Source organism: Variovorax sp. 679 (assembly GCF_003952185.1).
GTDB lineage: Bacteria > Pseudomonadota > Gammaproteobacteria > Burkholderiales > Burkholderiaceae_C > Variovorax.
Genome location: NZ_RXFS01000010.1, coordinates 133,917 through 147,039 on the forward strand (window position 1 = coordinate 133,917; position 13,123 = coordinate 147,039).

General features: G+C 67.4%; 11 protein-coding genes. 8 read left to right on the forward strand and 3 right to left on the reverse strand.

Annotated elements, in window-relative coordinates:
* Positions 1-2,001 carry an acetate--CoA ligase gene (gene acs / locus EJO71_RS25120; RefSeq protein WP_125951426.1) on the reverse strand — a complete coding sequence of 667 codons (2,001 nt, stop codon included), beginning with the start codon at positions 1,999-2,001 and terminating at the stop codon, positions 1-3.
* 163 nt (positions 2,002-2,164) lie between these two features.
* Here acs and EJO71_RS25125 point away from each other — a divergent pair, with 163 nt between their 5' ends.
* Complete coding sequence (locus EJO71_RS25125) at positions 2,165-2,800, forward strand: YqhA family protein (RefSeq protein ID WP_125951425.1); 636 nt, start codon at positions 2,165-2,167, stop codon at positions 2,798-2,800.
* A gap of 9 nt (positions 2,801-2,809) precedes the next feature.
* Here EJO71_RS25125 and EJO71_RS25130 read toward each other — a convergent pair whose 3' ends face one another.
* Entirely contained in the window at positions 2,810-3,730 is a 921-nt protein-coding gene (locus EJO71_RS25130; protein ID WP_125951424.1) for a LysR family transcriptional regulator, read from the reverse strand.
* A 105-nt stretch (positions 3,731-3,835) separates the two neighbouring features.
* On the opposite strand from EJO71_RS25130, the gene EJO71_RS25135 reads away from it, so the two are divergent.
* A complete protein-coding gene (locus tag EJO71_RS25135; protein WP_125951423.1) occupies positions 3,836-4,453 on the forward strand; it encodes an NAD(P)-dependent oxidoreductase in 618 nt (205 codons plus the stop codon).
* 56 nt (positions 4,454-4,509) lie between these two features.
* On the opposite strand, the gene fumC is transcribed toward EJO71_RS25135, so the two are convergent.
* A complete protein-coding gene (gene fumC / locus EJO71_RS25140) occupies positions 4,510-5,907 on the reverse strand; it encodes a class II fumarate hydratase (protein ID WP_125951422.1) in 1,398 nt (465 codons plus the stop codon).
* Between the two features lie 504 nt (positions 5,908-6,411).
* Here fumC and proV point away from each other — a divergent pair.
* From proV to EJO71_RS25170, 6 genes are read left to right on the forward strand one after another with little or no spacing between them, the layout of a single operon-like run.
* Positions 6,412-7,665: a glycine betaine/L-proline ABC transporter ATP-binding protein ProV gene (gene proV / locus EJO71_RS25145; protein WP_125951421.1), complete on the forward strand. Its 1,254-nt coding sequence runs from the start codon at positions 6,412-6,414 to the stop codon at positions 7,663-7,665.
* Between the two features lie 21 nt (positions 7,666-7,686).
* Complete coding sequence (gene proW / locus EJO71_RS25150) at positions 7,687-8,844, forward strand: glycine betaine/L-proline ABC transporter permease ProW (RefSeq protein ID WP_125951420.1); 1,158 nt, start codon at positions 7,687-7,689, stop codon at positions 8,842-8,844.
* 17 nt (positions 8,845-8,861) lie between these two features.
* Positions 8,862-9,875 carry a glycine betaine/L-proline ABC transporter substrate-binding protein ProX gene (gene proX / locus EJO71_RS25155; protein ID WP_125951419.1) on the forward strand — a complete coding sequence of 338 codons (1,014 nt, stop codon included), beginning with the start codon at positions 8,862-8,864 and terminating at the stop codon, positions 9,873-9,875.
* Positions 9,876-9,931: 56 nt separating this feature from the next.
* Complete coding sequence (locus EJO71_RS25160) at positions 9,932-11,485, forward strand: fumarate hydratase (protein WP_125951418.1); 1,554 nt, start codon at positions 9,932-9,934, stop codon at positions 11,483-11,485.
* On the forward strand, positions 11,482-12,270 hold the full coding sequence (murI, locus tag EJO71_RS25165; RefSeq protein ID WP_125951417.1) for a glutamate racemase: 789 nt from the start codon (positions 11,482-11,484) through the stop codon (positions 12,268-12,270). The genes EJO71_RS25160 and murI overlap by 4 nt, the downstream gene beginning before the upstream one ends.
* A gap of 16 nt (positions 12,271-12,286) precedes the next feature.
* The gene (locus EJO71_RS25170; protein ID WP_125951416.1) at positions 12,287-13,078 is read left to right on the forward strand and encodes a hypothetical protein; all 792 of its coding nucleotides are present in this window, start codon (positions 12,287-12,289) and stop codon (positions 13,076-13,078) included.
* Positions 13,079-13,123 lie beyond the last annotated feature (45 nt).

Here is a 13,123-nt window from a genome sequence, read left to right on the forward strand (position 1 = left end):
TCAGTTGGTCTGAGACAGCTGCTCCAGGATCGCAGGATTCTCAAGAGTCGACGTGTCCTGCGTGATCGCTTCGCCCTTGGCGATGCTGCGCAGCAGGCGCCGCATGATCTTGCCGCTGCGGGTCTTGGGCAGGTTGTCGCCGAAGCGGATGTCCTTCGGCTTGGCGATGGGGCCGATTTCCTTGGCGACCCAGTTGCGCAACTCGTTGGCGATCTGCTTGGCCTCCTCGCCGGTCGGGCGCGCGCGCTTGAGCACGACGAAGGCGCACACCGCCTCGCCGGTCACGTCGTCGGGGCGGCCCACCACGGCGGCTTCGGCCACGAGGTCGGTCTTCGAGACCAATGCGGACTCGATTTCCATCGTGCCCAGGCGGTGGCCCGACACGTTCAGCACGTCGTCGATGCGGCCGGTGATGCGGAAGTAGCCGCGGTCGGCGCTGCGCACCGCGCCATCGCCGGCGAGGTAGATCGTGCCGCCCATCTCCTCGGGGAAATAGCTCTTCTTGAAGCGCTCGGGGTCGTTCCAGATCGTGCGGATCATCGAGGGCCACGGCCGCTTGATGACCAGCATGCCGCCCGCGCCGTTGGGCAGGTCTTTACCCGTCTCGTCGACGATGGCGGCCATGACACCCGGCAGCGGCAGCGTGCACGAGCCCGGCACCAGCGGCGTGGCGCCCGGCAGCGGCGTGATGACGTGGCCGCCCGTTTCGGTCTGCCAGAAGGTGTCGACGATGGGGCAGCGCTCGCCGCCGATATTGCGGTGGTACCACATCCACGCCTCGGGATTGATCGGCTCGCCGACCGAGCCCAGGATGCGCAGGCTCGTGAGGTCCCAGTTCTTCGGATGCACCTTCTCGTCGCCGTCGGCCGCCTTGATGAGCGAGCGGATGGCGGTGGGCGCCGTGTAGAACACGCTGACCTTGTGCTTCTCGAGCATCTGCCAGAAGCGGCCCGCGTGCGGGAAGGTCGGGATGCCCTCGAACACCACCTGGGTGGCGCCGGCCGCGAGCGGGCCGTAGGCGACGTAGGTGTGGCCGGTGATCCAGCCGATGTCGGCCGTGCACCAGAACACGTCTTCGGGGCGGATGTCGAAAGTCCAGTCCATCGTGAGCTTCGCCCACAGCAGGTAGCCGCCGGTGGAGTGCTGCACGCCCTTGGGCTTGCCGGTGGAGCCCGAGGTGTAGAGGATGAAGAGCGGGTGCTCGGCGTTGACCGGCACGGGCGCGCATTCGGTGCCCTGCCCCTTCAGCGCCTCGGTGAAGCTGATGTCGCGGCCCTCGACGCGATTCCACGCGGTGGGCGTGCGCTCGTACACGAACACGGTCTTGATCGACTCGCAACCGCCGAGCGCGATGCCGTCGTCCACGATGGCCTTGAGCGGCAGTTCCTTGCCGCCGCGCAGCTGGTAGTTGGCCGTGATGACCGCCACCGCGCCCGCGTCGATGATGCGCTCCTGCAGCGCCTTGGCCGAGAAACCGCCGAACACCACGCTGTGGGTGGCGCCGATGCGCGCGCAGGCCTGCATGGCGACGACGCCCTCGATGGTCATCGGCATGTAGACGATGACGCGGTCGCCCTTCTTGATGCCCCGCGCCTTCAGCGCATTGGCGAACTGGCTCACGCGGGCCAGCAGCTCCTTGTAGGTGACGCTGGTGACAGTGCCGTCGTCGGCTTCGAAGATGATCGCGGTCTTGTTCTCGACCGGGGTGCCGACGTGCCTGTCGAGGCAGTTGGCGCTGGCGTTGAGTTCGCCGTCGCCGAACCACTGGTAGAACGGCGCATTCGATTCGTCGAGGGTCTTCGTGAAGGGCTTGGTCCACTGCAGGTTGCCCTTGGCCAGGCGGGTCCAGAACCCTTCGAAGTCCTGCTCGGCCTCCTTGCACAGGGCCTCGTAGGCAGCCATGCCGGAAATGCGCGCGCCATCGGTGGCGCGGGCGTCGGGCGGGAACACGCGGTTCTCGACCAGGACGGATTCAATGTTCTTCGATGCGCTGCTGCTCATGCTCTTTGTCTCCAGGATGGGTGCGGCCGTAATGTCGGCGGACCCACTTACGGGTCACTGACGGTTGCGATGTTAGAGCCTGTCCGATAGCCCACTCGGGGTTATCACGAGTGCGTCACTGGGACACCCCTAGAATCCCCGGTCCTCAAACACCGCCCTGCCGATGTCCGCACCCGATCCCTTCGACACCCGGAACCCGCCCGTACCACGCCGTGGTTCGCCGCTGCGGCCCCTGCCCAAGCTGATTTTCGCGAGCCGCTGGCTGCAATTGCCGCTGTACCTGGGCCTGATCGTGGCGCAGGCCGTGTACGTGGTGCACTTCCTGGTCGAGCTGCTGCACCTGGTCGAGGCCGCCTTCGGCAGCAAGGAAGCGCTGCAGGCGCTGATCACCAGCATCGGCTACAAGACCACCGCACCGGTCGGCACGCTGAACGAGACGGTCATCATGCTGGTGGTGCTCGCGCTCATCGACGTGGTGATGATCTCCAACCTGCTCATCATGGTGATCGTGGGCGGCTACGAGACCTTCGTGAGCCGCATGGACCTCGAAGGCCACCGCGACCAGCCCGAGTGGCTGAGCCACGTGAATGCCTCGGTGCTCAAGGTGAAGCTGGCCACCGCCATCATCGGCATCAGCTCCATCCACCTGCTGAAGACCTTCATCAACGCGGACAACTACACCGACCGCGTGCTGATCGCGCAGACCGTGATCCACATCGCGTTCCTGCTGTCGGCCATGGCCATCGCCTACACCGACCGGCTGATGAGCCCGCCGCCCCACGCCGGCGACGGCCACTGAGCCCTGCCCCTAGCCTGCGTGCTGCACAACGTCCCACGCAGGCACTTCGGTAAAACGCGCGGCCAGGAAGTCGAGCATCGTGCGCAGCGTTGCCGGCATGTGCTTGCGCGAGGCATACACCGCGTACATGCCCACCACCTGCGGCTCGAAATCGGTAAAAAGCCGCACCAATTCCCCCTTCTGCAACAGCTCCGACGTGAGGTAGGTCGGCAGCATCGCGATGCCGGCCCCTGCCCTCGCCAGGTGCATCAGGCTCGCCGCATCGTTGGTCGACACGTTGCCGCCCACGGCCACCGACACCGGCTCCCCGCTTTCCTTGCGCGTGAAGTTCCACAGGCTGCGCCCGAAGTAGGAATGCGTGAGGCAGTTGCGCTGCGCCAGCTCTTCCACGCTCGACGGCCGGCCGTGCTCCTTCAGGTAGCCCGGTGACGCGCACACCACCGAGCGGCAGTCGGTGAGCCTCCGCGCGATCAGGTTGGGGTCGATCTCCGCCGCCACGCGGATCGCGAGATCGATGCGCTCGTCGACGAGATTCACCGCACGGTCCAGCAGCACCAGGTCGACCGCCACGCCCGGGTACAGGCGCACATACTCGGCCATCGCATCGGCCAGCTGGGCCTGCGCGAACGAGGTGCTGGCGGTGATGCGCAACTGCCCGCGCGGTGCCTCGGCGGGGTGCCGCACCGCGGCCTGCATGTCGCCCGTGAGCTCGAGCACCTGACGGCAGCGTGGCAGCAATTCTTCGCCGGCGGCAGTGAGGCTCAGGCGGCGCGTCGTGCGGTGCAGCAGGCGCGCGCCGGTCCATTGCTCCAGCTCGGCCACGTAGCGCGTGACCACAGGGCGGGACATGTCGAGCTTGTCGGCAGCGGCTGAAAGGCTGCCCGAATCGACCACCGCCACGAACACGCGCATTGCATTCAATCGGTCCATTCGAACGATTTTAGGAATAAACAAGCGCGTAAATCGAGGTATTTCTTTCGAAAGCAGAAACCTAAGATTCGACTCATCCCATCCGATCTTTCACAGGAGTCACTCATGAGCCATATCGCCATCATCGGCGCCACCGGGCGCGCCGGCAGCCAGCTTCTCGAAGAGGCCCTGCGCCGCGGCCACACCGTCACCGCCATCGCTCGCAAGGCCAGCACCAAGCTGGCCGGTCGCGCCAACGTGAAGGCCATCGACCTCGACGTGCTCGACGGCGCCGCCCTCGAAAAGGTTCTGGCCGGCCACGACGCCGTGTTCAGCGCCGCGCACTTCGCCACGGTGCCCCCCGCAGCCATCATCGAGCCGACGAAGCGCGCCGGCGTGAAGCGCCTGCTGGTGGTCGGTGGCGCGGGCAGCCTGTTCGCAGCGCCCGGCCTGAAGGTGATCGACACGCCGAACTTCCCCGATGCCTATCGCGCCGAAGCCTCGGCCGGCGGCGTGTTCCTCGACACGCTGCGCAACGAGAAGGACCTGGACTGGACCTTCCTTTCGCCCTCCGCCGAATTCGTCGAAGGCGAGCGCACGGGCAAGTTCCGCCTGGGCAGCAACGACCTGCTCGTGAGCGCCGAAGGCCGCAGCTGGATCACCTTCGCGGACTACGCGATCGCGTTCATCGACGAGCTCGAAAGGCCTGCGCACTCGCGCCAGCGCTACACCATCGGCTACTGAGCCGCAGGCAACAAAAAAGGACCCTCGCGGGTCCTTTTTTGTTTGAGCGGGCCTGGTCAGCGGCCGGTCATGTTCTCCGGCACCACCCATTGGTCGAACTGCTCGGCCGTCAGGTGACCCGAGGCGATCGCCGCCTCGCGCAGGCTGGTGCCTTCCTTGTGCGCCTTCTTGGCGATGTAGGCCGACTTGTCGTAACCGATGTGCGTGTTCAGCGCCGTCACCAGCATCAGCGAACGCTGTACCAGCTCGGTGATGCGCTCGCGGTTGGGCTCGATGCCCACGGCGCAGTGGTCGTTGAAGCTCACCATGCCGTCGGCCAGCAGGCGCACGCTCTGCAGGAAGTTGTGCGCCACCATCGGGCGGAACACGTTCAGCTCGAAGTTGCCCGAGGCGCCGCCGATGTTGATGGCCACGTCGTTGCCGAACACCTGCGCGGCCAGCATCGTCACGGCTTCGCTCTGCGTCGGGTTGACCTTGCCCGGCATGATCGACGAGCCTGGTTCGTTCTCGGGAATGCTCAGTTCGCCGATGCCGCTGCGCGGGCCGCTGGCGAGCCAGCGCACGTCGTTGGCGATCTTGTTCATGCTGGCTGCGAGCGTCTTCAGCGCGCCGTGGGCGTGCACCAGCGCGTCGACGCTGGCCATGGCCTCGAACTTGTTCGGCGCGGTCACGAACGGCAGGCCCGTGAGCTTCGCCAGCTCGGCCGCCACCTGCTCCGCATAGCCCTTGGGCGCATTGAGCCCGGTGCCGACGGCCGTGCCGCCCAGCGCCAGTTCGCACAGGTGCGGCAGCGCGGCGCGCACGTGCGCCTCGCCGTGCGCGAGTTGCGCGACATAGCCCGAGAACTCCTGGCCCAGCGTGAGGGGCGTGGCGTCCTGCAGGTGGGTGCGGCCGATCTTCACGATGTCGGCGAAGTCCTTCGACTTCTGCTCAAGCGTGCCGCGCAGCTTGGCGATGGCGGGCAGCAGCCTGTGCGTGATGGCCTCGACGGCGGCCACGTGCATGGCGGTCGGGAACACGTCGTTGCTCGACTGGCTGCGGTTCACGTCGTCGTTGGGGTGCACGAGGCGGCCTTCGCCGCGCTCGCCGCCGAGGATTTCGCTGGCGCGATTGGCCAGCACCTCGTTGACGTTCATGTTGGTCTGCGTGCCCGAGCCGGTCTGCCACACCACCAGCGGGAACTCGCCCGGGTGCTTGCCGGCGACGACTTCATCGGCCGCGGCCACGATGGCCTTGGTCTTCTTCTCGTCCTGCAGGCCCAGCGCGTGGTTGACCACGGCGGAAGCGCGCTTGACCTGGGCCAGCGCCTTGATGATTTCGCGCGGCTGCTGCTCGCCGGAGATGTCGAAGTTCTGCAGCGAGCGCTGCGTCTGCGCGCCCCACAGCTTGTCTGCCGGCACGTCGATCGGTCCGAAGGTATCGCGCTCGGCACGGGTCTTGGGGGAAGTCGTCATGAGAAAAAGCTCCGCAGGATCATGAAAGGTCGCGCCGCTTTCCGGCGCGCCCCGGAGTATCGCCCCGATGAGAGTAGCTCTCATCTGACGAGGGCATTGCGCTGTCGCCGACAGAGGCGCCACGGCCTTCGCCTTGACCTCATCATGTCAAAAAGTTATGATCCATAGCTTCTGACGACCAACAAGTCATGATGACGCTGTTGGTCAAGCCTTCACTACTCGCGGATCCTCGAATCCCGTCGCGGTGCAAGGTGCTCCCGCCGGGCCATGCCCGGCAAACCGGCCGGATCTTTCCGTCCCCATTGCCACGTCACGCTCATCCAGGCGGCGCCCCTCGACCAGGCCCGTCGCGCTGCGAATGAAGCATCCGGCGGGCACTGGCTTCGTCGCCCTGTCGTCCTCAGTGCCTGTCGGCAGCCCACATCCGTTGGGCTGGGGGCGTGGTCGCGTCGCCCTTTCGGAGGGTGGCGATCTGTCAACCCTTCACCCAAGGAGCCCCGACGTATGGCCAAAGGAATTCTCATCGACCATGTCTTCAAGGTGTTCGGCGACGAGCCCGAGCAAGCCCTGGAGCTGGTCCGGCAAGGACTTTCCAAGAAAGAGATCCTGGCGCGCACCGGCCAGTCGATCGGCGTGTTCGACGCCACCTTCGAGATCCAGGCTGGAGAAATCTTCGTCATCATGGGCCTCTCGGGTTCGGGCAAGTCGACGCTGGTGCGCCTGCTGAACCGGCTGATCGAGCCGACCGCGGGTCGCATCGTGATCGACGGCGCGGACATCAACGAGCACTCCGACGCCCACCTGCGCGCGCTGCGCCGCAAGGACATCAGCATGGTGTTCCAGTCGTTCGCGCTGATGCCGCACATGACGGTGCGCGAGAACACCGCCTTCGGCCTCGAACTCTCGGGCACCGGCAAGAAGGAGCGCCTCGCGCAGGCCGACAAGGCGCTCGCGCAGGTGGGCCTGGCCGGCTGGGGCGACAGCTACCCCGACGAGCTCTCCGGCGGCATGCAGCAGCGCGTGGGCCTGGCACGCGCGCTGGCTTCCGACCCGTCGATCCTGCTGATGGACGAGGCCTTCTCGGCGCTCGACCCGATCATCCGCACCGAGATGCAGTCGGAACTGCTGCGGCTGCAGCAGGAGCAGCGCCGCACCATCGTCTTCATCTCGCACGACCTCGACGAAGCCATGCGCATCGGCGACCGCATCGCGATCATGAAGGACGGCCAGGTGATCCAGGTCGGCACGCCCGACGAGATCCTGCGCAGCCCCGCCAACGACTACGTGCGCAGCTTCGTGCGCGGCGTGGATGCTGCGGCGGTGTTCAAGGCGGGTGACATCGCGCGCAAGTCGCTCACGGTGGTCTGCGAGCATCCGGAGCGCGGCGCACGCGCGGCGCTCAAGCTGCTGGAAGACCAGGACCGCGACTTCGCCTACGTGACCAGCCCGAACAGGCGCTACCTGGGCGTGGTGTCGGCGGACACGCTGCGCAGCGCGCTCGACGGGCACTCGGGCCCGCTCGGGCTGCAGCACGCGTTCCTCGACGACCTGCCGCGCATCGACGCCGAAGCCCCCGTGGCGGGCCTGATCGGCCAGCTCGCGCAGGCGCCGTGCGCACTGCCGGTGGTTGCGAGCGACGGCCGCTTCTGCGGCGCGATCAGCAAGACGACGCTGCTCAAGTTCCTCGACCGCGACACGCCGCCGATCGAGCCCGTCTCGCCCAACGCCGCCCCCGCACTCGCCGCCGAGCCGCACTGAATTCACGGAGGACCTTGAACGATGAACGACAACACACTTCCTTCCGACCTGAGCGCGCCGGTGCTGGATGCGCCCGCGGCCCCGACCTTCGTCGATCCATGGGAAGCGCTCTCGGCCGCGCCCGACGCCTCGGCAACCAGCGCCTGGCTCGACGCTCCGGTGAACGCCGCCCACCAACTGGCCGGCCAGGCCGACGCCGCCACCGGCGGCTTCCAGTTGCACCGTCTCTGGGACGGCTCCCTTCCCGTCGAGTCCTGGATCAACAGCGGCTTGGGCTGGGTGGTCGAGCACTTCCGCCCCTTCTTCCAGACCGTTCGCCTGCCCATCGACAGCACGCTGAACTGGGTGCAGGCCATGCTCACCGGCCTGCCCACGCTCGCGATGATCGCGCTCATCGGCCTGCTGGCCTGGCAGTTCGCCGGCCGCGCGCTGGCCATCGGCACCACGGTGGCGCTGCTGCTGGTAGCCATGCTCGGCATCTGGCCCGAGGCGATGGTGACGCTGTCGCTGGTGCTGACCTCGCTGGTGTTCTGCATGGTCATCGGCCTGCCGCTGGGCGTGCTGCTGGCCAGCAGCGACCGGGCGCAGCGGATCATGCGGCCGGTGCTCGACGCGATGCAGACCACACCCGCCTTCGTGTACCTCGTGCCGGTGGTGATGCTGTTCGGCATCGGCAACGTGCCGGGCGTGATCGTCACGATCGTCTTCGCGCTGGCACCGCTGGTGCGCCTGACCAACCTCGGCCTTCGCCAGGTGCGCCCCGACCTGATCGAAGCCGCGCGCGCCTATGGCGCCTCACCGTGGCAGATGCTGGTGAAGGTGCAGCTGCCGCTGGCCATGCCGTCGATCATGGCGGGCATCAACCAGGCGTTGATGCTGTCGCTGTCGATGGTGGTGATCGCCTCGATGATCGCCGTGGGCGGCCTGGGCCAGATGGTGCTGCGCGGCATCGGCCGGCTCGACATGGGCCTGGCGACCGTGGGCGGCCTCGGCATCGTGCTGCTGGCGATCTCGCTGGACCGGCTGACGCAGGCCATGGGCAAGTCGCGCCGCAGCGGTGGCCGCCGCTGGTGGCATACCGGACCGGTCGGCCTTGGGCTGCGGATGCTGCAGCGCGCCGTGGCTCCCGGCCGCGCGGACGCCGAGCCGGCACCCGCCCTGTCAACGCAGGCCCAGTGACAGGAGGCGCCGGACACATGCTCAAGAAACCCCACCTCATCGCACGCGGCCTGCTGGCCTTCGCCTTCGTAGCCTCGGGCGTGGCCGCCCAGGCCGCCAACGACCTTCCGGGCAAGGGCATCACGGTGCAGCCGCTGAAAAGCTCGCTCGCCGAGGAAGCCTTCCAGACGCTGCTGGTGATGCGCGCGCTCGAGAAGCTCGGCTACAAGGTCGAGCCCATGAAGGACCTGGAGCCCGCCACCGAGCACCTGGCCATCGCCAACGGCGACGCCACCTTCATGGCCAACCACTGGAGCCTGCTGCACGCCGACTTCTACAAGAACAGCGGCGGCGACGCCAGGCTGTGGCGCAAGGGCGTGTACTCCGACGGCGCGGTGCAGGGCTACCTGATCGACCGCAAGACGGCCGAGCAATACGGCATCACCAACATCGCGCAGCTGAAGGATCCGGCCATCGCGAAGCTGTTCGACACGGACGGCGACGGCAAGGCCGACCTCACGGGCTGCAACCCCGGCTGGGGCTGCGAGCTGGCCATCGAGAGCCACCTCACGGCCTACCAGCTGCGCGACACCGTCACCCACAGGCAGGGCAGCTACGCCGCGCTGATGGCCGACACCATCGCCCGCTTCAGGCAGGACAAGCCGGTGCTGTACTACACGTGGACGCCCTACTGGGTGAGCGCCGTGCTGCGCCCGGGTGCCGACGTGGTGTGGCTGCAGGTGCCCTTCTCGTCGTCGCAAGGCGACGGCGGGAACGTCGACACCCAGTTGCCCAACGGCAAGAACTACGGCTTCCAGGCCAACCAGGAGCAGATCGTCGCCAACCGGGCCTTCGTCGAGAAGAACCCGGCGGCAGCGAAGCTCTTCGAGGTGATGAAGCTGCCGATCGGCGACATCAACGCCCAGAACCTGCGCATGAGCCAGGGTGCGAACACGCAGCAGGATGTAGAGCGCCACACGGATGGGTGGATCCGGGCGCACCAGCAGCTGTTCGACGGCTGGGTGGATCAAGCCCGGGCTGCGGCGCACTAGGCGCCCCGGCTGAGATAATCGGGGGGCGTTTCACACTCCAAAAAACTCCCCCCACCATGACGACCACGATCCAGCAGGCCGACCTGATCGAATCGATCAGCGCCGCGCTGCAGTACATCAGCTACTACCACCCCGCCGATTACATCGCCCACCTGGCCCGCGCCTACGAGCGCGAGCAGAGCCCCGCGGCCAAGGACGCCATTGCGCAGATCCTGACCAACAGCAAGATGAGCGCCACGGGCCAGCGCCCGATCTGCCAGGACACCGGCATCGTCAACGTGTTCCTCAAGGTGGGCATGGACGTGCGCTGGGGCGGCTTCACCGGCAGCCTGGACGACGCCATCAACGAAGGCGTGCGCCGTGGCTACAACCACCCCGACAACACGCTGCGCGCCTCGGTCGTGGCCGACCCGCAGTTCGACCGCAAGAACACCAAGGACAACACGCCCGCGGTGATCTTCACGGAGATCGTTCCGGGCGACAAGCTCGAGGTCACCGTGGCCGCCAAGGGCGGCGGCAGCGAGAACAAGAGCAAGCTGGTCATGCTGAACCCCGGCGACAGCGTGGTCGACTGGGTGCTCAAGACCGTGCCCACCATGGGCGCCGGCTGGTGCCCGCCGGGCATGCTGGGCATCGGCATCGGCGGCACGGCCGAGAAGGCCGCGCTGATGGCCAAGGAAAGCCTGATGGACGACCTCGATATGCACGAGCTGCTGGCCAAGAAGAAGTCGGGCGCCGAGCTGAGCAAGGTCGAGGCGCTGCGCATCGAGCTGTACGAGAAGGTCAATGCACTGGGCATCGGCGCGCAGGGCCTGGGCGGCCTGGCCACCGTGCTCGACGTCAAGATCCAGATGTACCCCACGCACGCGGCGAGCAAGCCCGTGGCGATGATCCCCAACTGCGCGGCCACGCGCCACGCGCACTTCACGATGGACGGCAGCGGCCCGGTCTACCTCGAGGCGCCCTCCCTCGACCTGTGGCCCGACGTGAACTGGGCACCCGACGAAAAGAAGAGCAAACGCGTCGACCTCGACAAGCTCACGCCCGCCGAAGTGGCGAGCTGGAAGCCGGGCGACACGATCCTGCTCAACGGCAAGATGCTCACCGGCCGCGACGCCGCGCACAAGCGCATCCAGGGCATGCTGGCCAAGGGCGAGAAGCTGCCGGTCGATTTCACCAACCGCGTCATCTACTACGTCGGCCCGGTCGACCCGGTGGGCGACGAGGCTGTCGGCCCCGCCGGCCCCACCACCGCCACGCGCATGGACGGCTTCACCGAGATGATGCTGGCCGAGACCGGCCTGATCGCCATGATCGGCAAGGCCGAGCGCGGCCCGGTCGCCATCGAGGCCATCAAGAAGCACAAGAGCGCCTACCTCATGGCCGTGGGCGGCGCTGCCTACCTCGTCAGCAAGGCCATCAAGACCGCCAAGGTGGTGGGCTTCGAGGACCTGGGCATGGAAGCCATCTACGAATTCGACGTGGTCGACATGCCCGTGACGGTGGCGGTCGACGCCGGCGGCACCAGCGCGCACATCACCGGCCCGGCCGAGTGGCAGAAGCGCATCGCCAGCGGCGAGTTCAAGACCATCATGATGGAAGAAGCTTGAGCCCCGTAGGCGTCTTCGACAGCGGCGTCGGCGGTCTCAGCGTGCTGGCCGCGCTGAGGGCCGAGCTGCCGCACGAGAACTTCGTGTACTTCGCCGACACGGCCTATGCGCCGTACGGCGAACGCGGAGACGCCTACGTGATCGAGCAGTCGCGCAGGGTAATCGAGCACCTGCGGCGCGAGCACGGCATCAAGGCGCTCGTCATCGCGTGCAACACGGCAACGACCGCCGCAGTGCACCTGATGCGGGCCGAGAACCCCGACCTGCCGATCGTGGGGCTGGAACCTGGCCTCAAGCCCGCTGTGGCCTCAACCCGCACCGGGCGCATCTCGGTGCTGGCCACGCGCGGCACGCTTGCCAGCGCCAAGTACGCCGCGCTGCGCGCCTCGTTTGCCGGGTCGGCCGACGTCCGGCCCGTGCCCTGCGACGGACTCGTGAAAGCCATCGAAGGCTTCGATTCGGCCGGCATCGCGGCACTGAGCGAACGCTACATGGCCGAGGCCGGCCCCTTCGGCGATGCGCCCGGCGAGGTCGACACGGTGGTGCTCGGCTGCACGCACTATCCACTCGTGAAGGAGGAGCTGAGCAGGCATGCGCCGGCAACGCTGCGCTTCATCGACACGGGCGTGCCGGTCGCCCAGCAGACGCGGCGCCTGCTCGCCTCGGCGGGCCAGCTTGCCGAGGGCAGCAGCGGTAGTCTTCTGCTGCAGAGCAGCGGCAATGTCGCCGTGCTCGAAGCCGCAGCCGCCAAATGGCTCGGGCTTTCCGTTGCAGCCACGGCCTGAGCCCAAAGACCGAACCATGCGCCTGCCGCGCCGCGCCGCCTTCTCCGCCCTCTTCCTCCTGGGCCTTTCGGTTGCCGGCCTGAGCCATGCAGCCTGCGAGAGCGGGCTTGCCGAGCGCATGCACGCCAAGCTGCATCCCAATCGCCAGCTCGACGAGCGGCTCGCGGCCTGCAAGGTGTGGCCGGCCTTTCCGGGACGCAGCATCGTCGTGCTGCCGATGCCGCGCGAAACAACCGACCGCGGCGCCAAGGTGTTCGACCTCGAGATCCTGCTGATCCAGCGCCCCGACAACGGCAACACCGACCGCGACACCGTGATCGGCCGGCTCATGCAGCCCGAGGCGCTCGACGAGGACGCCGCCACGTCGATCCAGGACATCCGCATCGACACCGCGCGCTACGTGCTGTCGCCCGAGGCGCGCGCCTTCGGCCTGCGCGTGCGCTATCGCGGCAGCGACTCGCCCGGCAACCCGCTGGCCAGCGAGACGGTGCGGCTCTACGTGCACCACGGCAAGCAGCTGCGCCAGGTGCTGCAGGAGATTGAGCTCGATCACGACCACGGCGGGTGGGACTCCACCTGCACCGGCCATTTCGAGAAGCTGCGCACCATGCTGTCGGTCGGCAAGGGCAGCAGCAACGGCTTCGGCGACCTGCAGCTGTCGCGCACTCTGCTGCAAAGCCGGGCGCAGGAGCAGGAAGACCAGGGCTGCGTGGAGAAGGCGCTGCCCCCGAAGTTCAACACCGTCACGCTGCGCTACGACGGAGAGCGCTACAAGGTGCCAAAGTCGCTCCAGCAGCAGACACCCTGACGGAGGCCTGACCCGAAACTACTTTTTCACCGGGTCGTCACACAA

Excerpts from the sequence above, each read along its gene's own strand:
- acs (WP_125951426.1), bottom strand. The coding sequence starts at position 2,001 with ATGAGCAGCAGCGCATCGAAGAACATTGAATCCGTCCTGGTCGAGAAC.
- EJO71_RS25125 (WP_125951425.1), top strand. The coding sequence starts at position 2,165 with ATGTCCGCACCCGATCCCTTCGACACCCGGAACCCGCCCGTACCACGC.
- EJO71_RS25130 (WP_125951424.1), bottom strand. The coding sequence starts at position 3,730 with ATGGACCGATTGAATGCAATGCGCGTGTTCGTGGCGGTGGTCGATTCG.
- EJO71_RS25135 (WP_125951423.1), top strand. The coding sequence starts at position 3,836 with ATGAGCCATATCGCCATCATCGGCGCCACCGGGCGCGCCGGCAGCCAG.
- fumC (WP_125951422.1), bottom strand. The coding sequence starts at position 5,907 with ATGACGACTTCCCCCAAGACCCGTGCCGAGCGCGATACCTTCGGACCG.
- proV (WP_125951421.1), top strand. The coding sequence starts at position 6,412 with ATGGCCAAAGGAATTCTCATCGACCATGTCTTCAAGGTGTTCGGCGAC.
- proW (WP_125951420.1), top strand. The coding sequence starts at position 7,687 with ATGAACGACAACACACTTCCTTCCGACCTGAGCGCGCCGGTGCTGGAT.
- proX (WP_125951419.1), top strand. The coding sequence starts at position 8,862 with ATGCTCAAGAAACCCCACCTCATCGCACGCGGCCTGCTGGCCTTCGCC.
- EJO71_RS25160 (WP_125951418.1), top strand. The coding sequence starts at position 9,932 with ATGACGACCACGATCCAGCAGGCCGACCTGATCGAATCGATCAGCGCC.
- EJO71_RS25170 (WP_125951416.1), top strand. The coding sequence starts at position 12,287 with ATGCGCCTGCCGCGCCGCGCCGCCTTCTCCGCCCTCTTCCTCCTGGGC.